Source organism: Thalassospira sp. (assembly GCF_048059015.1).
Lineage (GTDB): Bacteria > Pseudomonadota > Alphaproteobacteria > Rhodospirillales > Thalassospiraceae > Thalassospira.
Window position 1 is genome coordinate 126986 of record NZ_JBLLNT010000008.1, and the last position, 25668, is coordinate 152653.

Below are 25668 nucleotides of genomic sequence, written 5' to 3' on the forward strand. Positions count from 1 at the left end.
GAAATGGAAAGGCAATCGCGTTAGGCTTCATGAAACAATACGGAAGAGTGATCAGATGGGCGAACGCATAGACACAGGCGAATATCTGGGCGGCAAGTTGCTTGTCGCAATGCCCGGTATGCGTGATCCGCGCTTTTCGCAAAGTGTGGTCTATATCTGTGCCCATAACAAAGATGGTGCGATGGGGCTTGTCATCAACCGCGTCATCGACAGCATCACGTTCCCGGAATTGCTTGAGCAGCTTGGCATTGCGCGCCCGGCACCAACCATCGAAGACATTCAGGTCCATTTCGGTGGCCCGGTCGAAAGCAGTCGTGGCTTTGTCCTGCATTCTACTGATTTCTCAAACGAAGCGACCTTGCATGTCGATCCCGGTGTGTCGGTGACAGCAACGGTCGATATTCTTGAGCAGATCGCGCTTGGCGAAGGTCCGAAAAGCCGCATTCTTGCGCTCGGCTATGCCGGATGGCGCAGTGGGCAGCTTGAGAGCGAGATCCTTGCCAATGGCTGGCTGCATGTGGATGCGGACCCGGATCTTCTGTTCGATATCGATTGCGAAGATAAGTGGGAACAGGCGTTTTCCAAACTGGGCTTTGCCCCGGAATTGCTGTCTGGCGAAGCTGGCCACGCGTAACGATGCGATTTCCCAAAAGAAAAAGCCTGCCAGTTTGGCAGGCTTTTGTTGTTTCGAAGCTTTTCGATCAATCGAACAGGGCGTCGATTTCTTCTTGTGAGAAGATCTGATCGATCTCGTCCTGTGTGACGCGCTCGGCATTTTGTGGTGCCTTGGTGACCGTCTTGTCGAGATTGTCCAAACCCTTTGGATCGGCGGGCAGATCGAACTCGCCAAAATCATCGTCACCCCAAATCTCGATCACGCGGGTAACGCGTTCCTCGATATATTTCATGGTATTGACGACTTTGGTAATGCGCTGACCGGTCAGGTCCTGGAAGTTGCACAACTCAAAAACTTTAACGACCAGCTCGACAATGTCATCAGCCAAGCCCTGCGTGTAATCATCAGGCGCAGCAGATCGGATGTTATGGGCAACCGCATCGATCTTTTCGACGGTTTCAAGGATGTTTGCCGTCGCATCCTCGGTCGCGGCAACAACAAAATCGAGTTCACCCTTCACGATGTTGATGCGCGTGCCGCTGTCATCTTCAGGTGCTGTATAAAGAGCTGCGATTTCGCGCTTGGTTTCCTGAATGGAGTTGGCCAGCGCGCGGATTTCGGTTTTCAGCAGGCGCAGTTCATTGCGCGCATCTTCCTGATCTTCGGGATCAGGCTTTGCATGCGCCTTCTTCTGCTCTTCGATCATGATGCGAATGTCAGAGAGAAGCTCAAGCTTCAGGTCTTCAATCGCAGTGTGAAGAGTGGACAGGTCCGCACTGCCGCCACCGGTGTCGGTTGGCATGTCGGTTGGCAGAGCGACCATGTCGCTCATGGTTTCGAGCTTGTTGAGCAACCGCATTTCTGCGGTGAACAGTCTTTTGCTTCCTTGGCGTGCCATCGACGAACCTCTGTCTTTTAACGGTCGGCATCCTGCAAGAGGCGATAAAACTCACTTACAATCTTCGGTTAGTCGGATGCATACGTTTGGGTAGAATAGTACCCAAACCTAATATCTCCAACCGAATTCCTATCCGTGATATTGGGGAAAAGCCCACATAATTAAAGGCTTCAGTCGATGTTTTTAGCATCGTCCGCGACGAAACGAGGCGGGGACTTGGGCAAATCGTTTTCCGCGTCAGAGATAATGTGGCGGGCATGATTGCCGCGAAGCTGCAATGCGCTGCAATCTTCAAGATGTCGTAACGGTGAAATGATCGGATTGCGGTTATTGGCAGTAAAACTATTCGCAAAAACGGCTTTAGCCATTGGTTGAAGTGATTTTCAGGTCTTACTACGTCTATATTGCATAGCAACAAAGGTAGGGAAGCCTAGGGTCACTCCAAAGGAATGGCGGTTTTTCTATCCAAGGGTGGGTATTTAGAGCGATTTAAGGCGAAACCAGAACGCTAATTTGACTTCTTATCAAGTACATTTTTTGTGCATTGCAGCGAGGTTTTTTCTGGAACAGGTGCCTAAGATACGCTATTTGCCTGCCTTACTGATGTACTTTCGGGTGCAGGGTTATTAAGAATAAGATATGTCAGAGGAAATACTCCGGTCCAATGGTCAGGGTAATCTTTGGTTGAGATGAGAAAGGTGTCCTTGAGAGGGGGCACTTATTGTCATGTCAGGCAGGGCCATCGGAGGTGGAGAAGATTGAGGCATATCGCCTTGAGATGTAATGCGAGGGGGCAAATTCGCATGTCGATCAAGAAGCTATTTCCCATCTTTCTGTTGGGATTGGCGGTAATCACCGGGTTTGATAGTGCAGCACTTGCTGCTGTTGGTCAGCCCGAGCCGTGGCAGCTTGGGCTGCAGGATCCGGTTTCGCCTGTGGCTGTAGAAGGCCAGAAATTCTTTAATCTACTTACGTGGTTGATGACGATCATCACCGTGATCGTTCTTGTTTTGCTGCTGTATGTGCTTTTCCGCTTCAGCGCGAAACGCAACCCGGTACCGTCAAAAACAACCCACCACACCCTTCTTGAAGTGGTCTGGACGGTTGTGCCGGTTCTTATTCTTCTTGTCATTGCGATCCCATCCTTCCGTCTGCTGTATTTTGCAGACCGCGTTGAGGATGCCGACCTTACCCTTAAGATCATCGGCAAGCAGTGGTACTGGACCTATGAGTATCCGGATAACGGCAACTTCACGTTTGATTCTCTTATGATCGATCAGGAAACTGCTGTTGCCGAGGGCCTGAACCGCCTTCTGGATGTGGACAATCCCGTTGTCCTGCCGGTGGATCAGAACATCCGTCTTATCATGACGTCTGATGACGTGATCCATAACTGGGCCATGCCGTCGCTCTTCATCAAGCTTGATGCCGTACCTGGCCGTCTGAACGAAACCTGGACCCGCATTCCAGGCGAGTATGCCGGTACGACATTCTATGGCCAGTGCTCGGAACTGTGTGGTGTGAACCACGCCTATATGCCGATCGCGGTCAAAGCTGTTACGATGGAAGAATACGAAGCCTGGGTAGCCAAGGCACAAGAACAGTTCGCATCTGCTGACCTGCCGTCCTCGGTATCAGTGGCATCGGCAGAGTGAGGGAGAGACTAATGGCTCACGCTGACACACATGATCACGATCATACCCCCGGCTTCTTTACCCGTTGGTTCCTGTCGACCAACCACAAGGATATCGGGACTCTTTATCTTCTCTTCTCAGTGATCGCCGGTCTGATCGGTGGCGCGTTCTCGGTCTGGTTCCGTATGGAACTGGCACAGCCGGGAACCCAGGTCATTGAAGACCCGCACTTCTTTAACGTGCTGGTCACTGCTCACGGCATGATCATGGTCTTCTTTGTTGTCATGCCCGCCATGATTGGCGGTTTTGGCAACTGGTTCGTTCCGATCATGATCGGTGCGCCGGATATGGCGTTCCCGCGTTTGAACAACATTTCGTTCTGGCTGATCGTTCCGGCCTTCCTGATGCTGATGCTGTCTGCCGTTGTCGGTAGCGGTGCCGGTACGGGCTGGACGGTTTATCCGCCGCTTTCGGGTGTGCTTGGTCACCCCGATGCGTCTGTTGACCTTGCGATCTTTGCGCTTCACCTTGCTGGTGCAAGCTCGATCCTTGGTGCGGTAAACTTCATCACCACGATCTTTAACATGCGCGCGCCGGGCATGACCCTGCACAAGATGCCGCTGTTTGCATGGTCGATGCTGGTCACAGCATTCCTGCTTCTGCTGGCTGTGCCGGTTCTTGGTGGCGCGATCACCATGCTTCTGACCGACCGTAACTTTGGCACGGACTTCTTCAATCCGGCCGGCGGCGGTGACCCGATCCTGTACCAGCACCTGTTCTGGTTCTTCGGTCACCCGGAAGTTTACATCATGATCCTGCCGGGCTTTGGCATTATCAGCCACATCATTTCGACCTTCTCGCGCAAGCCGGTCTTCGGCTATCTCGGGATGGCCTATGCGATGGTTGCGATTGGTGTTGTCGGCTTCATCGTGTGGGCACACCACATGTACACGGTGGGCATGGATGTTGACACCCGTGCATACTTCACCGCGGCGACGATGGTGATTGCGGTGCCGACCGGGGTTAAGATCTTCTCGTGGATTGCGACCATGTGGGGTGGCTCGATCACCTTGCGTGCACCGATGCTTTGGGCAATCGGCTTCATCTTCCTGTTCACTGTGGGCGGTGTGACAGGTGTGATGCTGGCGAACTCGGGCCTCGATCTTCCGTTGCACGACACCTACTTTGTTGTGGCGCACTTCCACTACGTTCTGTCGCTGGGTGCGGTCTTCTCGATCTTTGCCGGTTTCTATTACTGGTTCGGCAAAATGTCGGGTTACGAGATCTCTGACCTTGGTGCGAAGATCCACTTCTGGCTCTTCTTCATCGGCGTCAACCTGACCTTCTTCCCGCAGCACTTCCTGGGTCTGGCCGGCATGCCGCGTCGTTATGCCGACTATCCGGATGCGTTTGCAGGTTGGAACATGGTTTCGTCCTATGGTGCCTACATCTCGTTTGCTGCAACGATCTTCTTCCTCGGTGTGGTGGCGCATGCCTTCATCCGTGGCAAGAAAGCCGAAGCAAACCCGTATGGCGAAGGTGCCGATACGCTGGAATGGACTGTGAGCTCTCCGCCGCCGTTCCATACCTTTGACGAACTGCCGCGTATCAAGTAAGTGACACTGGTTTAAGTCCCCCGCAGTTTTACGCTGCGGGGGGCGCCTTACCGCCCCAAGAAGAGAAGACCAGAGTTCAATGACCAAGCAGGTTGCCAACCAGACCCTAGCGCTTGAAAACGCAGCATCGCTGCCGGTTTCAGAGGTGCGCGACTATATCGCATTGCTTAAGCCAGGCGTGATGACCCTTGTGGTTTTCACCGGTGCGGTAGGTCTGTTGATTGCCCCGGGTTCGATCCATCCATTTTTGGGACTCGTTGCGATCGCCTGTATCGCTATTGCCAGTGGCGCGGCTGCTTCGATTAACATGTGGTACGATCGCGATATCGATATCCACATGAAACGCACCCAGAACCGGCCTATTCCGGCGGGGCGCGTTCCGGCCGACGAGGCATTGTCACTTGGCATTGCATTGTCGATCGTCTCGGTCACCATCATGGCGGTGGCCATCAATTTTGCGGCTGCGGCTTTGCTGGCGGTGTCGATCGCGTTTTACGTGTTCGTTTACACCATGTGGCTGAAACGCAGCACGCCACAGAATATCGTCATTGGCGGTGCCGCCGGGGCCTTTCCCCCGATGATCGGCTGGGCGTCGGTGACCGGCGGGGTTGATATCAATTCAATCGCGCTGTTCTTGATTATCTTTATGTGGACACCCCCGCATTTCTGGGCGCTGGCACTGTTTCGGTGCGGCGACTATGCCAAGGTCGGGGTACCGATGATGCCGGTGGTTGCCGGTGAAGCGGCGACCAAAAAGCAGATGCTGATCTATACGATCCTGCTTCTTCCGGTCACCTTGGTGCCGGTCATGACCGGGCTTTTGGGTGTGTTCTATGCGGTGACTGCGGGCCTGACCGGCCTTTGGTTCCTGCGCCACGCGGTTCGTGTTCTGCGCAATGCCGAAGAACGCGCCCCGCACAAGATGTTTGGATATTCCATCCTGTATCTGTTTGTCCTGTTCGGGGCGATGGTTGCGGATGTTTGGCTTGGTGGATACCTCGCATGAGTGAGCAGAGCAAAATGAGCAAAGCAGAACTCGAAGCGTTTTACGCCAAGCGCAAGAAGAAGAACTGGGCGTTTCTGGTCATTCTGACCAGCTTGATCGTTCTGTTCTTTGCGATCACGATTTTGAAGATGAGCTAGGACGCAATGGCTGATCAGAACCACACAGATAAAACCAACGCCAAGAACAAGCGCGTCTTGTTCTCTTGTGTTGCTGTGGTTGGTGGCATGATCGGCCTGGCTTATGCGTCTGTGCCGCTTTACAAACTGTTTTGCCAGGTTACCGGATTTGGCGGCACCACCCAGGTTGCTGAACAAGCACCGGTCGAGGTGTCGGAAAAGACCATCAAAGTTCGCTTTAATGCGGATGTGAATTCCGGCCTGAATTGGCAGTTCAAACCAGAACAGCGCGAAATCACCGTGCGTCTGGGTGAAGATAATCTGGCCTATTACATGGCCGAAAATATGTCGCTAACCCCAATCACCGGGCAGGCGACCTATAACGTGACACCGCTTAAGGCTGGGCAATATTTCAGCAAGATCGCATGTTTCTGTTTTGACGAGCAGACCCTGGAACCGGGACAGCGCGTCGACATGCCGGTCAGCTTCTATGTTGATCCTGCGATTGCAGAAGACATCAATACCCAGGACGTGAAGACAATTACCCTGTCTTATACCTTCTTCAAGTCGGAAAGCTCGACCGTGGAAGCAAAAGGCGGGGATGAAGATCAGGGAGGCTGACAGAGCGTTAAGTTACGCGCTGTGGCCTTTGTTTAACAAAGCGAACTTGAGTTTCTTTTGTAAGGATTGAGGGGGACAAGGAATGAGTGATCATGCTCAGAAACATCCGTTCCACCTGGTAGACCCAAGCCCGTGGCCGCTGGTGGCGGCTACTGCGGCAGGTATGTTTACCGGTGGCATGGTCATGTTCATGCATTCGGATCGTGCACCAGTTGATTTCTGGCTGGCAGCTTTGGGACTTGCAGGCATTCTGTTTGTGATGTTCCGCTGGTGGAGCAACGTTATTGCCGAGTCAAAGATCTATCATAACAAGGTCGTTCAGATCGGCCTGCGCTATGGTATGTCGCTGTTCATCGCATCCGAGGTGATGTTCTTTGTCGCGTTCTTCTGGGCATTCTTCCACAACGCGTTTGTGATCTTCAGCCCGGGCGTGACCGAATGGCCGCCGGCAGGGGTTGAAGTTCTTGATCCGTGGGATCTGCCGTTCCTCAACACCCTGATCCTGCTGCTGTCGGGTTGCACCCTTACCTGGGCGCACCATGGCTGCCTTGAAGGCAAGAAAAAGGATCTGGTACAGGGCCTGGCACTGACCGTTGGTCTTGGCGTCATCTTCCTGTTCCTGCAGGCATACGAATATAGCCACGCGGCCTTTGGCTTCTCGGATAACATCTATTCTTCGACCTTCTACATGGCGACCGGTTTCCACGGCTTCCACGTATTTGTCGGAACGGTGTTCCTGGCAGTCTGCCTTGTGCGCGCAATGAAGGATGGCTTCAAAGCAGATCATCACTTTGGTCTGGAAGCAGCCGCCTGGTACTGGCACTTCGTTGACGTTGTCTGGCTGTTCCTGTTCTTTGCAGTTTACATCTGGGGCGGCGAATAAGCCGCTCCGACCCGCTGACATATCGGGTCCAAAGATATGGATGATTACTATCCAAACATTTCCCCCATTCGTACCGGGCTGGCATGCAAATGCCCCCGATGCGGTGGGGGAAAGCTTTTTCAGGGCTACTTGACCGTTCGCGAGAAATGCGACGTCTGCGGGTTGGACCTGCGCGGTCATGATGCGGGCGATGGCCCGGCCGTTTTCATTATCTTTATTCTCGGATTTCTGGTCGTTCCCATGGCGCTTTGGGTCGAGATGACCTATATGCCGCCATTGTGGCTGCATGCCGTGGTGTGGGGGCCTGTGATCATTGGTGTGACACTGGCCTTGCTTAGGCCGTTAAAAGGTCTCATGGTGGCGCTGCAATATCGTCATCGATCGACTTCCGAACAGGACTGAAACCTACCTATGTCTCTTCTTAAAACGCGTCCCAGTCTGGCGATGAAAATCAGCGCCGGATTGTCTTTGGTGATCCTGTTGACCCTTGGTACCTGGCAGGTTGATCGTCTGTTCTGGAAACAAGGTCTGATCGATAGCCGTCAGGCCCAGGCAGAAATGCCACCGATTGCGGTGCCGACCGATACGGTGCTTAACCCTGATATGAATTTCCGTTCGGCCTATGCCGAAGGTCGATATCTGAACGATCAGGAAAAATACCTGATGGCGCGCACGCGTCGCGGCAATGTCGGTTTTCAGCTGATCACCCCGCTTGAACAGGAAGATGGCCGCATCATTCTGGTTAATCGTGGCTGGGTGCCGACCGATTTCCGTGAACCCGACACCCGCCCGGAAAGCCTGATTGACGGTCCGGTTCGTGTTACCGGAATCCTGCGCATGCCAGCGGAAAAACATTGGGCGCAACCCGATAACGACCCGCTGAAGAACCAGTGGTTCTATGTCGACGTTAATCACATGGCCGAAGATACTGGTGCTGAACTTGCCAGCCCCTATTACCTTGAACTTGATGATAGCCCGGTTCCAGGTGGTCTTCCGATTGGTGGTCAGGCAAAGGTTGAATTGCCCAACAACCATCTGGAATATGCCATCACCTGGTACAGCCTGGCGCTGACATTGGTGGTGATTTTTGTTCTGTACCACCGTCGTCCAAATGACGATAAATCAAATGGCGATGGTGATCAGAAGGCCGCCTGACCGTGCAGTTCGCATTTGGCGCCACAATCCCTGACCCGACCCAAACGACGACACAAGACCAGATAACAGCGAAGGACGTCTTGTCTGATCGCGCAGGAGCCCCGATGACCGAAGCCTATAAAAAGCTTGAAGCCCGTTTCCGCCGCATGAACGTTCTGTCTGATGTCAGCGGGATGTTGCATTGGGACATGGCGGCCATCATGCCAAATGGCGGGGCAGAGGCACGGTCAGAACAGCTTGCGACGCTTAGCGTTCTCAATAACGAGCTGATCAATGCGGCTGATATGGGTGATCTTTTGGCTGCGGCCGAAGGCGAGGGACTGGATAGCTGGCAGCAGGCCAACCTTGCCGAAATGAAGCGTGAATGGGTGCATGGCACCGCCGTTCCTGCCGAACTGGTCGAGAAGATGTCGCTTGCGGCAACCCGTTGCGAGGTGGCGTGGCGCAGTGCGCGCGCCGATAACGACTTTAAAGGGCTGCTTCCGAAACTTCAGGAAGTGCTGGATCTGTCAATTGAGGCGGGCAAAGCCAAGGCCGAAGCATTGGGCACGTCGGTCTATGACGCGCTTTTGGATCAGTATGATCCGATGATGCGCTCAGAACGCATTGATACCCTGTTTGCCGAGCTTGAAGGCTTCCTGCCCGATTTCACAGCCGATGTGATTGAACGTCAGAAGGCAGAAGATAAACCGATCTCGCCCGCCGGTCCGTTCCCGATTGAGACCCAGAACAAGGTTGGTCTGGATTTGATGAAGGCGGTCGGGTTCGATTTTGACCATGGGCGTCTGGATATTTCGCACCATCCGTTCTGTGGTGGCATCCCCGATGACGTGCGCATCACCACGCGCTATGACGAAAATGATTTTACCTCTGCCATCATGGGGGTTCTGCACGAAACCGGCCATGCAATGTATGAGCGCGGTCTGCCAAAAGACTGGCGCAACCAGCCCGTGGGCAAGGCGCGCGGTATGACCATGCATGAAAGCCAGTCGCTTTTGGTTGAAATGCAGGCCTGCCGGTCAGAAGAATTCCTGACCTATGCCGGTCCGGTCTTCAAACAGGCGTTTGGTGGCGACGACGCGGCATGGAATGCCAATAACCTGCATCGTTTGTACACACGCGTTGAGCCGGGCCTGATCCGTGTGGATGCGGATGAAGTGACCTATCCGGCGCACGTGATTATGCGCTATCGCATTGAGCGTGCCCTGATCGAAGGGGATATGAAGCTTGCCGATTTGCCGGTGGCTTGGAACGAGATGATGCAAAAACTTCTGGGCATCACCCCGGAAGACGATCGTAATGGCTGCATGCAGGATATCCATTGGCCGTCAGGTGCCTGGGGATACTTCCCGACCTACACGCTGGGTGCGATGGCGGCGGCACAGATATTTGCCGCGGCGAAGTCGGCAAACCCGGAAATTCCGGGGGCCTTTGCGCGTGGTGATTTCGCACCGCTGATGGCGTGGCTTGGTGAAAATATCCACGGTCAGGCATCCAGCCGGTCAACAGATGAGATTCTGAAATCTGCAACCGGCAAGGTTCTTGGTGTTGACGCCTTCAAGGCCCATATGATCAACAGATACGGCGCGTAAAACCGATTGAATGCGGGCCGTAATATGCTAGCATTCATTGGCGCGAATGTACTGGATTGTCCAGTGATGCCAATTACTTATACATTGGTTTAGCCCGTTTTAATCTTCACAGGCGTTTCTGTTACATGGGAATAACCGACGGCAACAAGAAGGTCATGGATCGACAGGTCTATGCCATAGATCAGGTTATTTTCCGGGAAGGTAAACCGGGAAGTGCGGCCTATGTCGTTCAGGAAGGCAAAGTCGAAATCTTCAAAACCATCAATGGCAACGAAGAAGTCGTTTTGGGAACGATTGAAGCCGGTGGGCTGTTTGGCGAGTTGGCCCTTGTCGATAACCAGCCACGTATGGCATCGGCCCGTGCAACCGAACGTACCGTTCTGATCGCGATCAGCCGCCAGACATTTGAGAAAAAGATGTCGGGCTCGGATCGCTTTATCCGCGCAGTGTTGCGAATCCTTTTGGGCAACTACCGTACTGTTGTCCGCCGGGCGGCATTGGCAGAGTCCAAGCTTAAGGAACACGGCATTTCGCTTGACGGTTAGGCATACCTGAACGCAAGGCGGAGGGTTGCTTGCGCGATATTGCGTATGGCACGGCAGCGTTGCTTGATTGTCCCTTGACTATATGCGCACAACCCCTCACTAACTCAGGCGTTGGAGTGTATTTGACGCATGCATGCGTCATGATGCACGGTACTGGTTATCGCCTTATGCAGGAGCAGGTCTAGTGCGCTATGTCAGCACGCGGGGAAGCGCCCCCGTTTTGCAGTTCGATGAAGTTCTTCTTGCCGGTCTGGCACGTGACGGTGGTCTTTATGTCCCCGAAACCTGGCCGACTTTTTCCAAGGATGACATTCGTGCGCTGCGAACTCTGACTTACGCCGAAGTCGCTTTCAAAGTGATCCAGCCGTTTGTTGCTGGCACTGTTGATGACGCTGCCCTTAAGGCCATTCTTGAAGATACCTATAACGGCTTTGATCACGAAGCTGTCGCACCGCTCAAGCAGCTTGGTGCGAACGATTGGGTGATGGAGCTGTTCCACGGCCCGACACTGGCGTTTAAGGATTACGCGCTTCAGGTGGTTGGGCGCCTGTTTGACCATGTTCTGGCCAAACGCGGCGAGCGCATCACGATTGTCGGTGCGACGTCCGGTGACACCGGATCGGCTGCGATTGAGGCCTGCCGTGATCGTGAAAATATCGACATCTTCATCCTGCATCCGAAAGGCCGCGTATCTGAAGTACAGCGCCGTCAGATGACGACGATCCTTTCTGATAACGTGCATAATATTGCCGTTGAGGGATCGTTTGATGATTGCCAGGATCTGGTGAAGGCACTGTTCAATGATCATGGCTTCCGTGACGAGGTTGGCCTGTCGGCCGTGAACTCGATCAACTGGGCGCGCATCATGTGCCAGATCGCCTATTATTTCTGGGCCGGTGTTCAGCTTGGTTCCCCGGAACGCGAGATTTCCTTCTCGGTGCCGTCGGGTAACTTTGGCAATGTCTATGCCGGTTATGCTGCGATGCAGATGGGCCTTCCGATCAAGCAGTTCGTGGTCGGTGCCAACCGCAACGACATTCTGGCGCGCTTCTTTGAAAGTGGCGTGATGAAGATGGAAGGCGTTGAACCGTCACTGAGCCCGTCGATGGATATTCAGGTCAGCTCGAACTTTGAACGTTTGATGTTTGATCTGTATGACCGTGATGGTCTGGCAATTGCCGAGATGCTGACCAAGTTCCGCGAAACCGGTGTGATGGAAATGTCGCAGGGGCAGTTCGCCCGTGCGCAGGAACATTTCGACGGTTACCGTCTTGATGATGATGCGACCAGGGCCGCGATCAAGGACATCCTTGAAACCAGTGGCGAGCTGGTCGATCCGCATTCCGTGATCGGCATTGTATCGGGCCGTGAGTGCAACCGTGACAAATCGGTGCCAATGGTGGCACTGGCAACAGCGCATCCAGCGAAATTCCCCGATGCGGTCAAGCAGGCCTCAGGTATCTATCCTGACTTGCCGCCGCGTCTTTCTGATCTATATGACCGGCCAGAGAAGGTCGAACCAATGTCCAACGATGTGGCTGCATTGATGGCGCATGTCCGTAAAAATCGGCGTGCGGCCTGAACGATGAGCGTCGTCGGACAGAAAGTGAAAAACAGGAGTAATGCTATATGACAGTCGAGCTTACCCAGCTTGACAATGGGATGATTGTCGCGACGGACCGCCTTGATCATGTGCAGTCGGTCGCCCTTGGTACTTGGGTTGATGTTGGCGCGCGTAACGAGACGCCCGACATCAACGGCATTTCCCATATGCTTGAACATATGGCGTTCAAAGGCACACGTCGCCGTTCCGCCCTTCAGATTTCCGAGGAAATCGAAGCTGTTGGCGGGCAGATGAATGCCTATACGTCGCGCGAAAATACCGCTTATTACTGCAAGGTCCTGCACGAAGATCAGGAACTGGCCATCGATGTGATCGCCGATATCCTTCAGCATTCGACCCTGGATGCCAAGGAGCTTGAACGCGAACGTCAGGTCATCTTGCAGGAAATCGGTCAGGCAAATGATACGCCTGATGACATCATTTTCGACTATTTCCAGGAAACCGCCCTGCCAAACCAGGCATTGGGACGTTCGATCCTGGGCAGCCCGGAAAATGTGTCGTCGCTTAGCCGTGATCATTTGTTTGATTTCATGTCGCGTCGCTACAGCCCGAAAAACATGGTGTTTTCGGCATCGGGTAAAGTCGAACATGACCGTGTCGTTGATATGGTCGCGAAGAAGTTCGACAGCCTGCCAGCTTACGAAGAACATGAAATCGAGCCGCTGAAATATGAAGGCGGCAGCCGTATTGAAAACCGCAAGCTTGAACAGGTGCATGTAATCTTCGGTCTGCCGACCGTGTCCTACACCGATGACAGCTTCTATGATCTTCAGGTCTTCAACACCCTTCTGGGGGGTGGCATGTCGTCGCGCCTGTTCCAGGAAATCCGCGAAAAGCGTGGCTTGGTATATTCGGTCTATAGCTTCTCGTCGCATTATGTTGATGGTGGATTGTTCTCGATCTATGCCGGTACGGGTGCCAATGACATTGGCGAACTGATGCCGGTCATGTGTGACGAACTGGTTCGCGCAACCGATGATTTGACCGAAGAAGAAGTCACGCGCGCACGTGCACAGCTTAAGGCATCTGTGGTCATGGCGATGGAAAGCAATTCCGGTCGTTGTGAAACCCTTGCCCGTCAGATCCAGATTTTCGGCCGTCCGCAAACGATGGAAGAAATCGTTGCCAAGATCGATGGCGTCGACCTTGAAAGCGTACGCCGTTCCGGCAAGGCATTGCTGGATGGCAAACCGACCATCACGGCCCTTGGTCCGGTTGGCCAGATGCCTGAATATGACGTGCTGGCAGCACGCCTTCGCGGCTAAGCAATAGCACATTTGATGTATTGATGACGGCGCTTGCCCAAATGGGCAGGCGCCGTTTCTTTTTGCGGCTGTAAGCATCCTGGTGTATCCCCATATCAAGCAGGATGATGGGGTGAAGACCATGCAATATGCCTTTGATATTGGCGGCTCAAAGATCGAGTTTGGCGTTTTTAATGATGCAGGGGATATCCTGCTTCACAGCAAGACACCAACGCTCAAAGATGATCGCGATGCCTTTATCGCCACCCTGTCTGATGCCATTTCCGAAGCCGATGCCGAATTTGGTGCGCGTCCCGATATCGGGATCAGCTTTGCCGGTGGACTTGATCCGCAAACCGGTGCGGTGATTTCGGCCAATGTCCCCGCGATCAAGGATTGGAAGCTGGCGACCGAGCTTGAAGCCATCCTTGGCCGGAAGGTGTTGGTTGAAAACGATGCCGATTGCTTTGCATTGGCCGAGGCCATGAGTGGTGTGGCCAAAGACGTGCGTACGGTCTTTGCCATCATCCTTGGCACAGGTGTGGGTGGCGGCATTGTTTACGATGGACAGTTTCTGGGCGGACGCAGTGGTATTCGCGGTGAATGGGGCCATGGCAATGATGTCACCGGCAGCCTGATCCGCAATGGTCTTGCACCCGTGCCATGCGGTTGCGGGCAGACAGGGTGCCTTGATGCCTGGGGCGGTGCACGGGGGCTTGAACATATTCATGCGCAGATCAGTGGCAACCGTATCACCAGCTTTGATATCACCGATGCATGGCGCGGAAATGACGAGATGGCAACGCGCGCGGTCGAAATTTATTGCGAGTTGGTGGCGCGGGAATTGGCCCTGATGGTTAATGTGCTGGATCCAGATTGCATCCCGGTTGGCGGCGGTATTGCATCCGAGCATGTGATTATTTCCCGGATTGATAGCATGGTACGCGAACGCGTGTTGGGTCGTTATGACACGCCGCTTGTGATCCCCGGTGCCTTTGCCAAGGATGGCGGGCTTCGCGGTGCTGCGATGCTTCATCAAATGGCGTCACGCCAGTCGCTGGGGCGGTCGAGCTAGGATGTCTTCACCGTTGCTGGAAGTCTGTGTTGAAAGTTTTGAAGATGCCGAGCGCGCGGTCGCAGCGGGTGCAGGGCGGATTGAATATTGTTCGGCCCTTGCCCTTGGTGGTTTGACGCCAAGCCCAGGTGCGTTGGCCCGCATGCACGATATCGATGCGCCATGCATGGTGATGATCCGTCCGCGACCTGGGAACTTCCATTATAGCCAAAGCGAGCTTGAGACTATGAAGCGTGAGATCGCAATCGCGCGCGATCATGGTGCGGCGGGTGTTGTGTTTGGTGTGGCGAATACCAAAGGTGCGCTTGATATTGCGGCACTTCGTGAATTGATGACCGAATGTTCGGGTTTGCGGACCACTTTGCATCGGGTGTTTGATGAAGTGCCCGATCAGATGGTAGCGTTGGAGCAGGCCGTTGATCTTGGCTTTGACCGTATCCTGACCAGTGGCGGGGCCTCTGATGCCCGAACCGGGGCAAAGCAGATCGCACAACTGATTGCCGCATGCCATGGTCGGATCGCGATATTGCCCGGGGCCGGTATCGGGGCGGAAAATGCTTGTGATATTCTGACAATCACTGGTGCAAACGAGCTTCATGCGTCCTGCAAGATGACAGGGGTCGAGCCATCGGGTCATCCCGGTCGTGTGGCGGTTGATCCTGAACGCGTGCGGGCATTGCGCGCGATAATGGATCAGTAAACGATTGCCCTATGCCTTGTTTCCAGATGGGGTTAAGCTCTAATACCAATGGCAGTAAATATTAACTAAGACGCTGGTAATAAAGGTACAGTTCGAAACGGTGCCATTTCAATCTGGCCGCCTATCAGGGATTTGAATGAGAAATGTCTAGCGCGTTTGAAGAGCAGCAGCAGTTGGATCTGGCCAAGCTTGGTGTGGAGATCTCGGAGGTCTTTGAACATATCGATGCGGCCATCTTGATCGTTGATCAGGACCGTAAAATCCTTGCGGCCAATGGTCTGGCCAATGACATGTTTGGCTATGACGCCGATGAGCTGATCGGTCAGGACACGCGCATTCTGTTTAGCGATCCCAAAGATTATGCCGAGCTTGGAAGTTCGCGGTACAACGCTGATGCAAAGGTCGGTGTGGGCGACAAATATGTCGTAAGCTACCTTCGCAAGGATGGATCAAGCTTTGATGGTGCGACGGTTGGCGGCGTTGTGCGCAATCAGGACAGTAACGAGACGCGCTATTTTGGCCTGATCACGGATGTATCGCGCCAGACGGCGGCGGAAAGCGCACTGAACCGTCTGCATATTATTACATCCTCGCGCGAGCTCAGCTTTGAGCAGCGCGTCGATGAAATCCTGAAGCTTGGGACACGTCAGTTTGGTCTGCCGATTGGCATCTTTAGCAAGATCACCGGGCAAAAATACGAAGTCCAACAGGCCCGTCATCCGGAAAACGCCCTGAAACCGGGGATGGAGTTTGACCTTGGCGTGACCTATTGCAGCCATGTCTTCAATGCCGATGACGTGTGTGCCTACAACCATGTCGCGGAAAGCGAGATCAAAACCCATCCGTGCTACGCCAACTTCGCGCTTGAAGCCTATCTTGGGGCGCCGGTTGTTGTTGATGGCGAACGGTTCGGGACGCTTAACTTCTCAAGCCCCAATCCGGTGCGCGAATTTACCGGGCAGGATATCGAACTGGTGCGGTTGTTTGCGACCTGGATCGGCCATGAAGTTGCCCGCCTGCGCGATTGGCGTGAACTTGAAGCATCGCGTAAGGAGCTTGAGCGCCTGTCGACCATCGATCCGCTGACCGGGCTTTATAACCGTCGTCATATGGAACGATGCCTGCGCACCGAGCTCGACCGAATGAAGCGCTATGACAAACAGTTTGTCGTCGGTCTGCTTGATTTCGATAATTTCAAAGACCTGAACGACAATTATGGCCACACCACCGGTGACGAGGCCCTGAAACTGTTTGCCAAGGTCTCCGAGGAAATCATGCGTGAAACCGATGTGATTGCGCGTTGGGGCGGGGAAGAATTCCTGATCCTGATGCCCGAAACCGGGGCAGCGGGCGCGATCAGCTATTTGCAGCGTCTGACCGATCGTGTGCGTGAAACCGACTTCCATGTCGGTGACGAAGAACTTCATCTGACACTTAGTGTTGGTCTGGGGATTGCCGAGCCGGATGATACGGCCGATGCCTTGATTGCGCGTGCGGATATCGCGATGCAGGAATCAAAACAGGCGCGTAGCGATACCTTGAAGATGCATTCAGAAACGAACAGCTAAGTTTTCTGCTTCAGGTGATTTCAGACCAAGTCACGCAGGGCCCGCGCAAGCGTTTCCTGCGTGATTGGTTTTGACAGATAGCCATCAAATCCGGACGCGGTATATCTTTTCTCGGCTTGCTCAAGTGCGTCGGCGGTGACAACGATGATGCGCGCGTGCTTTGATGGTCCCGGTGTTTTGCGAATGGCATGAAGGGCTTCGACCCCGTCCATCACCGGCATCTGTGCATCCATCAGGATCAGATCAAATTCATGGGCAGCGGCCTTTTCAACCGCTTCGCTGCCATCACAGGCATAGCTGATCTCATAAGGTCCACCTTCAAGGAAGGCGCCAATTACGATCCGGTTGAGTTCCTTGTCATCGACAACCAGTACCCTGATGGTGTGATCAGCCTTGCGTTCGTTGCTAATGCCAATGTCAAGACCTGCGGAATGGTTGGCGGCTGTCAAATCAGTGTCTTCGGGTTTGCTAATGACCGGTGCAAAGGGCAGATCAACCCAGAAATGCGCGCCTTGGCCGGGAACGGCGGCGGCATCGATTGTGCCGCCCATGGCCTCTGTCAGGCGTTTGGCAATCGCCAAGCCAAGACCAGTGCCACCATATTTGCGGGTGGTTGATTGATCGGCTTGGCTAAAGGCTTCGAACAGGGCCTGTTTCTTTTCTTCGGAAAAGCCGATCCCGGTATCCATGACCTCAAGCCGCAACACGACCCGGTCAGCCCAATGTTCGGAAAGCCGATCGCTGCGATACAGATTAACGCTGACCTTACCGTGCTCGGTGAATTTGATGGCATTGGCAACAAAGTTGGTCAGGATTTGTCGCATTCGGGTCGGATCACCAATCACCTCTTGGGGGGTGTCATCGGCAACCGATACCGCCAGTTCCAGCCCTTTGTCAGCGGCAAGGCTGCTAAAGCTGCTTGTTGTGTTGCGCACAACATCACGGGGCGAAAAGGCGATTTGTTCGATCTCAAGCTTGCCAGCTTCGATTTTGCTGAGATCAAGAACATCATTGACGATGGTCATCAGGACCTTGGCCAACTCATTGATCAGAACCGCATACCGTTGCAATGGGGCTGCCATTTCACCTTTTGACAGCAAGCCCGACAGGCCAAGGATACTGTTCATCGGGGTGCGGATTTCATGGCTGACAGTGGCAAGGAATTCTGACTTTGCCTGGCTGGCGGCATTGGCGCGGTTTCGTTCTTCGGCGAACTGGGTCAGGCTTTTGCGGACAATGGCGATCATCGGCCAGAGAATGCCAAACATTACCCCAACAATGCTGAGCAACAGGGCGACACGCATGGCAAGCGAGACTTGTGTACTCACAGCCAATTGGCGTTCAGCATCGCGTTGGTAAATCGATACGGCCTGATCAAGCTTTTCAAGTAACGGTTTGAAGGCGGCCCTTCGGATAAATTCCGCGTCTTCAAACGGGTCCGTGCTGTAGACCGTGCTGGTCAGGACCGTTTTTGCCGCATCAAGGAAGTCATGCACATCCTGATCAAGCGGCGGATTACCGCTGAAATAGTGGCGTCGGATATCGCCTTGAGGTGCGGGAATACCAAGCTCTGCATTACCGTTGGTAAGCGCATTATGCGCGTATTCCATCAGATCGATCGCATCACGCAGGGCCAGACGAATTTCACTATTTTCAGCAGACGATGTTTGATCAGGACGGGCAATGATCTGGGCAAAGCCGCTGATGCGTTGGCTCAGCATGCGCTGACGACCACTCATATTGATCTGAAGCGCGCTTTCCTTACGGGCATGTTCGGTAAAATATTCAACAACCCCGTCACTAATGATCAGGGTGAGGATCAGGACGGTGGCGATCAGGATACGCTTGCGAAACGGGATGACAACGTCACGCGGCCGCAAAAGCGGTCCCGCTTGGACGTCATGTTGATCATCCCCTGTCGTCATACAGTTTCCCCGATGGAACGCCTTGATCAGACGTCATGAATTCAAAAGCAGACCGCTGTCACACACAACTTCTTTTAACGCTACATGTTGGATATGGGGGCTGTCACGCCCAATTCGAATTAGCTGTGCGAAACAAAGATCTGTGATGATTTTTCATGCATGAGGATTGGGCAAAAAGAAAACCGCTTTGAGGAAAACCTCAAAGCGGTTTGTCTTGGCTGGGGCGGTAGGATTCGAACCTACGGTACACGATACCAAAAACCGATGCCTTACCACTTGGCCACGCCCCATCAGCGTGTGTGGCGCGGAAAATAGCGTCACTGCCCAAAGAGTGCAACCCTCTATTTGAAGGTTTTTTCAAACTGTTCCTAGTCGGGGAAAGAAGCGCCGATATCCGACAGCACGCGGGTCTCCTGACAAAGGATTTGCGTGGGGATTACCCACCAATCCGGGCACTCGGCCGCGATCAGGTTTGCAGCCCGTTCTGCCTGCTCTGTGGTGTCGTAAATCCCAAAGCAGGTCGCACCGCTGCCAGACATGCGGGCCAGCAAACAGCCTTCTTCACGGGCAAGCGCGCTTAGAACGTCGCAGATTTCCGGAAGGATGCTTGCCGCGGGCAGGAACAAGTCATTACCGCAATCGGCAAGCGCATCGCACAGGGCAGCACCACTGGCAAATTCCGCATTAGTATTCCAAAGACCCGATTGGCTGTAACCGTCGGCTTCAAGGGCCCTGAAGATTTCCGGGGTTGAGACGGCCTTGCCCGGATTGATCAGCACCATCGGAATGGGTGGCAGATCAGAAAGTTCGGTGATTTCTTCGCCGATGCCGGCCATCAGGCAGGTTTTGCCATGCAGGCAAACCGGTACATCGGCCCCAAGCGACAAGGCAATCCGATCCAGGGATTCGGCATCCAGATCAAGCTTCCACATATCGCATAGAAGTCGTATGGCGGCTGCTGCGTCCGCCGAACCACCGCCGATACCAGATGCAATTGGCAGGCGCTTATCAAGGATAAGGTCAGCGCCCAACGCAGTACCACTGACGGTCTGAAGTGTCTTGGCCGCGCGGGTGACCAGATTGTTCTCAGTATCTTCAAGTGATAGGGGGCCTGCCATTGGGCCGGTGATGGAAAGGGTGATCTTGCCGTCATCACGGAGCTCGCCGCTTAGCACATCGCCCGCCGCAGTAAAGCAGACCAGACTTTCAAGCAGGTGATAGCCATCGTCACGTTTGCCAGTGACATGCAGGAACAGGTTAACCTTGGCCGGGGCCTGTTCGCTATAGGTCGCAGACATGGATATTTCTTCCCAAAAAAGTCAGTTCACGACAATCGGGGCTACGTTTGGCACCTGGCCATTGATTTTGGCTTCGACGGTGGTGCGTAGTTCTTCTGTCGGATTGAACGAAAGGGCGCGGTGCCACTGGAAGCGGGCTTCGTGATAGCGCCCGATCTGCCAATAGGCATCGCCAAGATGATCGTTAATGGTCGGATCATCGGGTTTCAGTTCGACAGCCTTTTCAAGCTGTTCAACCGCATCATCAAACCGGCCAAGCTTATAGTAAACCCAGCCCAAGCTATCGACGATATAGCCATCATCAGGCTGCAATTCGACGGCGCGTTTAAGCATTTCTTCGGCTTGATCGAAATTCATGCCCATATCGACCCAGCTATAGCCAAGATAGTTCAGAACATATGGCTGTTCCGGTTCAATCTCGAGGGCCTGAAGGAAATCGGTTTCGGCCTTTTTCCAATCGCCAGCACGCTCATGGGCAATGCCCCGACGGTAAAGCAAACGCCAACCAACCTGCTCGTTGCCGCCAAGGCGTTCAATCGCCTCGTCATAGGCATCGGCAGCCGCACCATATTCCTGCTGAATGCGCAGGATATCGCCAAGCTGGATCAGGGCATCAGGGCGGTCTTTACGCTCGTTGACCATCTTTTTGAGGATCGCGACTGCCTCATCCGCGCGTCCAACCTGCTCAAGGCTGGATGCGGTGCGAAGGCGGGCGTTCCAGCTGTGCGGTGAAGCCAGCGGAATGGCACTATAAACATCAATCGCGGTATCAAACCGGTTCTGGATTTCCATGATCTCGCCGACCAAAAGGCGGGTAATGTCATCGTCCGGGCGCAGCGAAAGCGAATAGCGCGCCATCAAAAGTGACGGATCAACCGCGTTTTCCTGGCTCAGCAAGGTCGCGATATCAAGATAGGCTTCTGCCAAACCATCCGCCGGGGTCAGCATGGTTGCCAGCGGCGGTTCACCGCGATCAAGCCGTGCAAGGTGATAAGGCATGGCAAGCGACTGCGGATGGCGATCCATATAGCTTGCATAAAGAAGGGCTGCTTTTTGCACCTGACCTTTGCGCTCATAAACCGCGCCAAGCGCCTCTGCCGCACGAAGCGGTGCATCGGCCGGATCGCCATAGGCACTGGCAAGCGCCCGTTCGGCACCAGCAAAATCTTCGAAATAGGCCAGGATCAAACCACGGTGATATTCCGATAGCGGATTAAGTGCGCCATTGCCCTGAATGCCATCAAGGGCAACGAGGGCCTCGGACTTTTCACCCATGCCAGCATAAAGCCATGCCTTTGCCAGCGGTGCGATCAGCGCGTTAATGCCGCGCTGTGGCAGTTCGGAAACAACATCAATCGCATCCTGATACCGGTCTTCGCGGATCGCGGCATCCATGACGGTCAGGGCAGCAAACAGGTCTTCGGAATTTTCCGCCTGAAGGTCGGTTGCGATATCAACCGCGTCGCTGATCCGGCCATCACTGATCAGGGCCAGGAACGCACGACGGCGCAGTTCAACATTATCTGGTTCAAGCTGATGGGCGCGCAGAAGATATTGTGCCGCAAAGGTCGACTGACTTTCGATCTGGGCGGCTTTGCCAGCAAGGAAATTGCCAGAGAACCCGTTTGATTGCGGATATTCAAAGACTGCTGTGTCGGTTGGCTGCGGCATGGTGCCACAGGCCGAAAGAGCAAAAGCCGTCATCGGGATGATGAGTTGTAACAGTTGACGTTTCAAAGGCTTGTCCTGCGTCCGCAATTCGAGTTCGGTGTCGCCTGCTTTGGGCCATCACCATGTTGAATTTCGGGTTTAGCCTACTCAGTCGGCAATTATAAGGCAAAGCATTTGCAACAACGTGATCGCTGCAAACACATAGGTTCGTGCCCGAATGCCGCGAAAGTGCGGATTTTGCGCGGGGGAAGCGATGTAAAGCTTAGCAGTAAAGCGGACGTTTGGCCGGAACATCTAGCTGTTTGCCGATGATTTCGCGGGCCTGTTTGCCAAATTGCGATCGCTGGCCAACCGGTGCGACAGTTTCAAGAATGGACATGGATTTATCAAGCCCGACCGCCTTGGCCAGGAACCAACCCGCCAGATAGCTTGACGACAGGCAGCCGCCACTGGTGACGATATTGCCCTGTGCGACCAAGGGGCGGTCTTCAATAACCGCATCGGTGCGTGACAGAAGCGGACGGGTTTTGGTGTCTGTCGTGACCGTGGCGGGCAGAAGCCCCAAACGATAGAGGAATAAAACACCCGAGCATTGCGTGCCAATCAATTGGCGCGACGGATCAAGTACCAATTCCTTCATGATCGCCGGATCATCAATATGGTCGCGGGTGTGAATGCCGCTTCCAAGCAGGACTGCATCTGCTTCGCGAACAAATGACATCGGTTTCTGTGCGGTGACGGTCACACCATTCATCGATGTTACGGTGTCACCCGGTGCGGTGATTTCGGCTGTGACGCCATCCGCTTTGGCACGATTGAGAATGGACAGGGCAACAAAGCTGTCGATCTCGTTGAAACCATCGAGTGTCACGATTGCAATCTTCATGGCGACCTAACCGCTGCTTGAAAAGGGCGGGTATTGAACGCGCAGATTGCATCATACACAAGGAAAAACTGATCTAAGACGCATTCACAGGCGTGATTATGCAAAGAAAAAGGGCCGCAGCGAACTGCAGCCCTTGATCTTACATGTTCGGATAGTTCGGTCCGCCGCCACCTTCGGGCACAACCCAGACGATGTTTTGGGTCGGGTCCTTGATGTCGCAGGTCTTGCAATGTACGCAGTTTTGCGAGTTGATCTGCAGACGCTTGCCACCGTTATCTTCGTCCTCGACAAACTCGTAAACGCCTGCCGGGCAGAAGCGTGCTTCGGGTCCGTCATAAACAGCCAGGTTGGTGCTGACCGGAACGCTTGCGTCCTTAAGGGTCAGGTGGATCGGCTGATCTTCACCATGGTTGGTGTTGGACAGGAAGACCGAAGACAGCTTGTCAAAGCTGATTTTGCCATCCGGTTTCGGATAGTCGATCTTTGGCATCTGGCTTGCCGGTTTCAGGCAAGAATGGTCGTCATGGTTTTTGAAGGTCCAAGGTGCCTTGCCACCAAACAGATAGGTGTCGACCGCGCTGTAGGCCATGCCACCCCAGAAGCCCCATTTGGCGAAGCTTGGGCGGATGTTGCGCACTTTGTGCAGTTCCGGATAGACCCAACTGTTTTCAAGACGGGTAGGATAGCTTTCCATCTTGGCCGGGGTTTCATCGGCGGTCAGTGCTTCAAAGGCAGCCTCGGCTGCGACCATGCCGGTCTTCATCGCAGTGTGCGATCCTTTGATTTTCGGCACGTTCATGAAGCCTGCCGAACAGCCAATCAGGCAACCGCCCGGGAAGACAAGATCAGGGATCGACTGGAAGCCGCCTTCGTTCAGCGCGCGTGCGCCATACGAAATGCGACGACCATTTTCGAAAATCTTGCGGATCTTCGGATGCGTTTTGAAACGCTGGAATTCATCAAACGGGCTGAGATGCGGGTTTTCGTAATCCAGACCGATAACGAAGCCGACAACAACCTGATTGTTATCAAGATGATAGAGGAACGACCCGCCATAGGTGTCCTTATCAAGCGGCCAGCCAACAGTATGCTGGATCAGGCCTTCGCTATGGACTTCCGGATCAACTTCCCAAAGTTCTTTAATACCGATGCCATAGGTTTGCGGATCGGAGTTTTTGCGCAGATCGAACTTCTTGATAAGCTGCTCGGACAGGGAGCCACGGCACCCTTCGGCAAAGAAGGTGTATTTGGCATGCAGTTCCATGCCCGGTTCATGGTTCGGACCCGGCGTGCCATCACGCTGCAAGCCCATATCGCCAGTAGCGATACCCTTGACCGAACCGTCTTCGTTAAACAGTACTTCGGCGGCTGCAAAGCCCGGGTAAACTTCAACGCCAAGGGCTTCTGCCTGTTCGCCAAGCCAGCGGCAGACATTGCCAAGACTGACAATATAGTTGCCCTTGTTGTGCATCTGCGGCGGGGTCGGGAGCTTTTTCGCGCCCGTCTCGCTCAACATCATGAACTGGTCTTTACCGGCCGGAACGTTCAGCGGTGCGCCACGTTCTTTCCAGTCCGGGAACAGTTCATTCATGGAGCGGGGCTCCATCACGGCACCCGAAAGGGTATGTGCGCCGACTTCGGAACCTTTTTCAACCACGCAGACGGTGATTTCTTTTTCATGTTCCTGGGCGAGTTGCATCAGTTTAATGGCAGCCGACAGACCGGATACACCAGCCCCAACGACAACCACGTCAAATTCCATGGATTCGCGTTCCATTTGGCCTCTCTCCTTTGGCTGCCCGTCTTGTCGAACTGTTTTCGTTCGTTTGACAGCAAGCCGGTATTCACCGATCAGGGTCTCGCCCAAGCCCTGATTTCTCACATTTGGCTTTTAATCGGTAAAGCTATACCGAATTAGCGCAGCTTTGTATATGGTGCAAAAGACCTAAACCCGTTAAGGTCGGGTCAAACAGTTGCACCACGCACCGCGTGCGCCGCAACATACACCGCCTTAGTGTACATGAGCAATCCAATTACAGATTTTGATGTAAATAATCTCGATCCGTTCCAGGCGCTTGTCTGGCAATTTGAGATGGGTGTGGACGAGGCAATCGCCGATGAACCACTCGACCGTTTCAAGGCGTCAGAGAGTCTTAGCCGGAATGCGGCCACCCGTCCGGGATTTGGCGCAAGTCCCGCACAGGCCGGTGGTCAACGTGGTCCGTCTCCTCAGCCGCAGCGCCCGGCTGCTGGGGGAATGACCGGTCCTGCTGTTGGCGCAGCGCCCGGTGCGGATGGTGGTTTCCTGTTATCGGATACCCCGCACGAAGCACGCCAGTCAGCCCGTGATGCCGCCGCAGCAGCCACCAATCTGGACGAGCTTAAGGCAGCGATTGAGAAGTTCGAGGGCTGCGCGCTCAAGAAATCAGCCAGCAACACAGTATTTGGCACCGGCAATGTCGAGGCGAAGCTGGTTCTGGTGGGCGAAGCCCCGGGTGCCGAAGAGGACCGGCAGGGACTTCCATTCGTTGGGCCAAGCGGAAAGCTTCTGGATGCGATGTTGCGTTCCATCGGGCTTGCCCGTGAAGAAGTTTACATCACCAATATTCTGCCATGGCGCCCGCCGGGCAACCGTCAGCCGACCACGGCCGAGGTTGCGGTGTGTGAACCATTTGTGCGCCGTCATCTTGAATTGATCGGGCCAAAGGTTGTTGTCTGCCTTGGCGGCAGTTCGGCCAAGACATTGATGGAAGAAGATCGCGGCATTACGCGTTTGCGCGGTACCTGGAAGGAACTGATGTTCCCCGATGGTGCCAAGGCAGAAGTGACGGCCATGTTCCATCCGGCTTATTTGCTGCGCACGCCCGAGCAAAAACGCCTTGCCTGGCGCGACCTGCGTGCCATTGCGAGCAAGCTTTAAGAAATTGGCGATAAAATTGCCGTATGCATGGGAGATATGCGTGCATACGATGTGGTCACAGGGTGTCACGCCAAG

At 54.2% G+C, this 25668-nt stretch carries 24 protein-coding genes and 1 tRNA gene; 17 read left to right on the top strand and 8 right to left on the bottom strand.

Annotation, left to right across the window (positions count from 1 at the left end):
* Nucleotides 1-55 precede the first annotated feature (55 nt).
* The gene (locus ACMZ66_RS12570) at nucleotides 56-634 is read left to right on the top strand and encodes a YqgE/AlgH family protein (protein WP_416937550.1); all 579 of its coding nucleotides are present in this window, start codon (nucleotides 56-58) and stop codon (nucleotides 632-634) included.
* 67 nt (nucleotides 635-701) lie between these two features.
* Here ACMZ66_RS12570 and ACMZ66_RS12575 read toward each other — a convergent pair whose 3' ends face one another.
* Together ACMZ66_RS12575 and ACMZ66_RS12580 are read right to left on the bottom strand one after the other, a co-directional pair.
* A complete protein-coding gene (locus ACMZ66_RS12575; protein ID WP_416937551.1) occupies nucleotides 702-1514 on the bottom strand; it encodes a hypothetical protein in 813 nt (270 codons plus the stop codon).
* Between the two features lie 170 nt (nucleotides 1515-1684).
* Complete coding sequence (locus ACMZ66_RS12580) at nucleotides 1685-1882, bottom strand: hypothetical protein (protein ID WP_416937552.1); 198 nt, start codon at nucleotides 1880-1882, stop codon at nucleotides 1685-1687.
* A gap of 435 nt (nucleotides 1883-2317) precedes the next feature.
* On the opposite strand from ACMZ66_RS12580, the gene coxB reads away from it, so the two are divergent.
* The 15 genes from coxB (at nucleotide 2318) to ACMZ66_RS12655 (ending at nucleotide 16893) form a co-directional block, all read left to right on the top strand.
* Nucleotides 2318-3169, top strand: coding sequence for a cytochrome c oxidase subunit II (coxB, locus tag ACMZ66_RS12585; RefSeq protein ID WP_416937553.1), 852 nt, complete (start codon nucleotides 2318-2320; stop codon nucleotides 3167-3169).
* Between the two features lie 11 nt (nucleotides 3170-3180).
* A complete protein-coding gene (gene ctaD, locus ACMZ66_RS12590) occupies nucleotides 3181-4764 on the top strand; it encodes a cytochrome c oxidase subunit I (RefSeq protein WP_416937554.1) in 1584 nt (527 codons plus the stop codon).
* A 79-nt stretch (nucleotides 4765-4843) separates the two neighbouring features.
* A complete protein-coding gene (cyoE, locus tag ACMZ66_RS12595; protein WP_416937555.1) occupies nucleotides 4844-5770 on the top strand; it encodes a heme o synthase in 927 nt (308 codons plus the stop codon).
* Nucleotides 5767-5907 carry a hypothetical protein gene (locus ACMZ66_RS12600; RefSeq protein WP_416937556.1) on the top strand — a complete coding sequence of 47 codons (141 nt, stop codon included), beginning with the start codon at nucleotides 5767-5769 and terminating at the stop codon, nucleotides 5905-5907. The genes cyoE and ACMZ66_RS12600 overlap by 4 nt, the downstream gene beginning before the upstream one ends.
* A gap of 6 nt (nucleotides 5908-5913) precedes the next feature.
* Complete coding sequence (locus ACMZ66_RS12605; protein WP_416937557.1) at nucleotides 5914-6507, top strand: cytochrome c oxidase assembly protein; 594 nt, start codon at nucleotides 5914-5916, stop codon at nucleotides 6505-6507.
* 82 nt (nucleotides 6508-6589) lie between these two features.
* On the top strand, nucleotides 6590-7390 hold the full coding sequence (locus tag ACMZ66_RS12610; RefSeq protein ID WP_416937558.1) for a cytochrome c oxidase subunit 3: 801 nt from the start codon (nucleotides 6590-6592) through the stop codon (nucleotides 7388-7390).
* Between the two features lie 36 nt (nucleotides 7391-7426).
* On the top strand, nucleotides 7427-7792 hold the full coding sequence (locus ACMZ66_RS12615; RefSeq protein WP_416937559.1) for a DUF983 domain-containing protein: 366 nt from the start codon (nucleotides 7427-7429) through the stop codon (nucleotides 7790-7792).
* A 9-nt stretch (nucleotides 7793-7801) separates the two neighbouring features.
* Complete coding sequence (locus ACMZ66_RS12620) at nucleotides 7802-8545, top strand: SURF1 family protein (protein WP_416937560.1); 744 nt, start codon at nucleotides 7802-7804, stop codon at nucleotides 8543-8545.
* Between the two features lie 104 nt (nucleotides 8546-8649).
* Nucleotides 8650-10137 (top strand): carboxypeptidase M32, encoded by a 1488-nt coding sequence (locus ACMZ66_RS12625; protein WP_416937561.1) that lies wholly within the window; start codon nucleotides 8650-8652, stop codon nucleotides 10135-10137.
* Between the two features lie 125 nt (nucleotides 10138-10262).
* Nucleotides 10263-10682, top strand: coding sequence for a cyclic nucleotide-binding domain-containing protein (locus ACMZ66_RS12630; RefSeq protein WP_416937562.1), 420 nt, complete (start codon nucleotides 10263-10265; stop codon nucleotides 10680-10682).
* A 184-nt stretch (nucleotides 10683-10866) separates the two neighbouring features.
* Nucleotides 10867-12264: a threonine synthase gene (gene thrC / locus ACMZ66_RS12635; protein ID WP_416937563.1), complete on the top strand. Its 1398-nt coding sequence runs from the start codon at nucleotides 10867-10869 to the stop codon at nucleotides 12262-12264.
* 47 nt (nucleotides 12265-12311) lie between these two features.
* Entirely contained in the window at nucleotides 12312-13571 is a 1260-nt protein-coding gene (locus ACMZ66_RS12640; protein WP_416937564.1) for a M16 family metallopeptidase, read from the top strand.
* Between the two features lie 121 nt (nucleotides 13572-13692).
* Nucleotides 13693-14625, top strand: coding sequence for an ROK family protein (locus ACMZ66_RS12645; protein ID WP_416937690.1), 933 nt, complete (start codon nucleotides 13693-13695; stop codon nucleotides 14623-14625).
* A gap of 1 nt (nucleotide 14626) precedes the next feature.
* Nucleotides 14627-15325, top strand: coding sequence for a copper homeostasis protein CutC (locus ACMZ66_RS12650; protein ID WP_416937565.1), 699 nt, complete (start codon nucleotides 14627-14629; stop codon nucleotides 15323-15325).
* A gap of 143 nt (nucleotides 15326-15468) precedes the next feature.
* Complete coding sequence (locus ACMZ66_RS12655; RefSeq protein WP_416937566.1) at nucleotides 15469-16893, top strand: diguanylate cyclase; 1425 nt, start codon at nucleotides 15469-15471, stop codon at nucleotides 16891-16893.
* Nucleotides 16894-16913: 20 nt separating this feature from the next.
* Here ACMZ66_RS12655 and ACMZ66_RS12660 read toward each other — a convergent pair whose 3' ends face one another.
* The 6 genes from ACMZ66_RS12660 to ACMZ66_RS12685 form a co-directional block, all read right to left on the bottom strand.
* Nucleotides 16914-18818, bottom strand: coding sequence for an ATP-binding protein (locus tag ACMZ66_RS12660; protein ID WP_416937567.1), 1905 nt, complete (start codon nucleotides 18816-18818; stop codon nucleotides 16914-16916).
* A 215-nt stretch (nucleotides 18819-19033) separates the two neighbouring features.
* Nucleotides 19034-19108 (bottom strand) — tRNA-Gln (locus ACMZ66_RS12665).
* 78 nt (nucleotides 19109-19186) lie between these two features.
* A complete protein-coding gene (locus ACMZ66_RS12670) occupies nucleotides 19187-20116 on the bottom strand; it encodes a 4-(cytidine 5'-diphospho)-2-C-methyl-D-erythritol kinase (RefSeq protein WP_416937568.1) in 930 nt (309 codons plus the stop codon).
* A gap of 21 nt (nucleotides 20117-20137) precedes the next feature.
* Nucleotides 20138-21853: a tetratricopeptide repeat protein gene (locus ACMZ66_RS12675; protein WP_416937569.1), complete on the bottom strand. Its 1716-nt coding sequence runs from the start codon at nucleotides 21851-21853 to the stop codon at nucleotides 20138-20140.
* 196 nt (nucleotides 21854-22049) lie between these two features.
* Nucleotides 22050-22673, bottom strand: coding sequence for a DJ-1/PfpI family protein (locus ACMZ66_RS12680; protein WP_416937570.1), 624 nt, complete (start codon nucleotides 22671-22673; stop codon nucleotides 22050-22052).
* A gap of 139 nt (nucleotides 22674-22812) precedes the next feature.
* Nucleotides 22813-24450, bottom strand: coding sequence for an electron transfer flavoprotein-ubiquinone oxidoreductase (locus tag ACMZ66_RS12685; RefSeq protein WP_416937571.1), 1638 nt, complete (start codon nucleotides 24448-24450; stop codon nucleotides 22813-22815).
* Nucleotides 24451-24693: 243 nt separating this feature from the next.
* Between ACMZ66_RS12685 and ACMZ66_RS12690 the strand changes: the two genes are divergently transcribed.
* A complete protein-coding gene (locus ACMZ66_RS12690; RefSeq protein WP_416937572.1) occupies nucleotides 24694-25593 on the top strand; it encodes a uracil-DNA glycosylase in 900 nt (299 codons plus the stop codon).
* Nucleotides 25594-25668 lie beyond the last annotated feature (75 nt).

Excerpts from the sequence above, each read along its gene's own strand:
- ACMZ66_RS12570 (WP_416937550.1), top strand. The coding sequence starts at position 56 with ATGGGCGAACGCATAGACACAGGCGAATATCTGGGCGGCAAGTTGCTT.
- ACMZ66_RS12575 (WP_416937551.1), bottom strand. The coding sequence starts at position 1,514 with ATGGCACGCCAAGGAAGCAAAAGACTGTTCACCGCAGAAATGCGGTTG.
- ACMZ66_RS12580 (WP_416937552.1), bottom strand. The coding sequence starts at position 1,882 with ATGGCTAAAGCCGTTTTTGCGAATAGTTTTACTGCCAATAACCGCAAT.
- coxB (WP_416937553.1), top strand. The coding sequence starts at position 2,318 with ATGTCGATCAAGAAGCTATTTCCCATCTTTCTGTTGGGATTGGCGGTA.
- ctaD (WP_416937554.1), top strand. The coding sequence starts at position 3,181 with ATGGCTCACGCTGACACACATGATCACGATCATACCCCCGGCTTCTTT.
- cyoE (WP_416937555.1), top strand. The coding sequence starts at position 4,844 with ATGACCAAGCAGGTTGCCAACCAGACCCTAGCGCTTGAAAACGCAGCA.
- ACMZ66_RS12600 (WP_416937556.1), top strand. The coding sequence starts at position 5,767 with ATGAGTGAGCAGAGCAAAATGAGCAAAGCAGAACTCGAAGCGTTTTAC.
- ACMZ66_RS12605 (WP_416937557.1), top strand. The coding sequence starts at position 5,914 with ATGGCTGATCAGAACCACACAGATAAAACCAACGCCAAGAACAAGCGC.
- ACMZ66_RS12610 (WP_416937558.1), top strand. The coding sequence starts at position 6,590 with ATGAGTGATCATGCTCAGAAACATCCGTTCCACCTGGTAGACCCAAGC.
- ACMZ66_RS12615 (WP_416937559.1), top strand. The coding sequence starts at position 7,427 with ATGGATGATTACTATCCAAACATTTCCCCCATTCGTACCGGGCTGGCA.
- ACMZ66_RS12620 (WP_416937560.1), top strand. The coding sequence starts at position 7,802 with ATGTCTCTTCTTAAAACGCGTCCCAGTCTGGCGATGAAAATCAGCGCC.
- ACMZ66_RS12625 (WP_416937561.1), top strand. The coding sequence starts at position 8,650 with ATGACCGAAGCCTATAAAAAGCTTGAAGCCCGTTTCCGCCGCATGAAC.
- ACMZ66_RS12630 (WP_416937562.1), top strand. The coding sequence starts at position 10,263 with ATGGGAATAACCGACGGCAACAAGAAGGTCATGGATCGACAGGTCTAT.
- ACMZ66_RS12640 (WP_416937564.1), top strand. The coding sequence starts at position 12,312 with ATGACAGTCGAGCTTACCCAGCTTGACAATGGGATGATTGTCGCGACG.
- ACMZ66_RS12645 (WP_416937690.1), top strand. The coding sequence starts at position 13,693 with ATGCAATATGCCTTTGATATTGGCGGCTCAAAGATCGAGTTTGGCGTT.
- ACMZ66_RS12650 (WP_416937565.1), top strand. The coding sequence starts at position 14,627 with ATGTCTTCACCGTTGCTGGAAGTCTGTGTTGAAAGTTTTGAAGATGCC.
- ACMZ66_RS12655 (WP_416937566.1), top strand. The coding sequence starts at position 15,469 with ATGTCTAGCGCGTTTGAAGAGCAGCAGCAGTTGGATCTGGCCAAGCTT.
- ACMZ66_RS12660 (WP_416937567.1), bottom strand. The coding sequence starts at position 18,818 with ATGACGACAGGGGATGATCAACATGACGTCCAAGCGGGACCGCTTTTG.
- ACMZ66_RS12670 (WP_416937568.1), bottom strand. The coding sequence starts at position 20,116 with ATGTCTGCGACCTATAGCGAACAGGCCCCGGCCAAGGTTAACCTGTTC.
- ACMZ66_RS12680 (WP_416937570.1), bottom strand. The coding sequence starts at position 22,673 with ATGAAGATTGCAATCGTGACACTCGATGGTTTCAACGAGATCGACAGC.
- ACMZ66_RS12685 (WP_416937571.1), bottom strand. The coding sequence starts at position 24,450 with ATGGAACGCGAATCCATGGAATTTGACGTGGTTGTCGTTGGGGCTGGT.
- ACMZ66_RS12690 (WP_416937572.1), top strand. The coding sequence starts at position 24,694 with ATGAGCAATCCAATTACAGATTTTGATGTAAATAATCTCGATCCGTTC.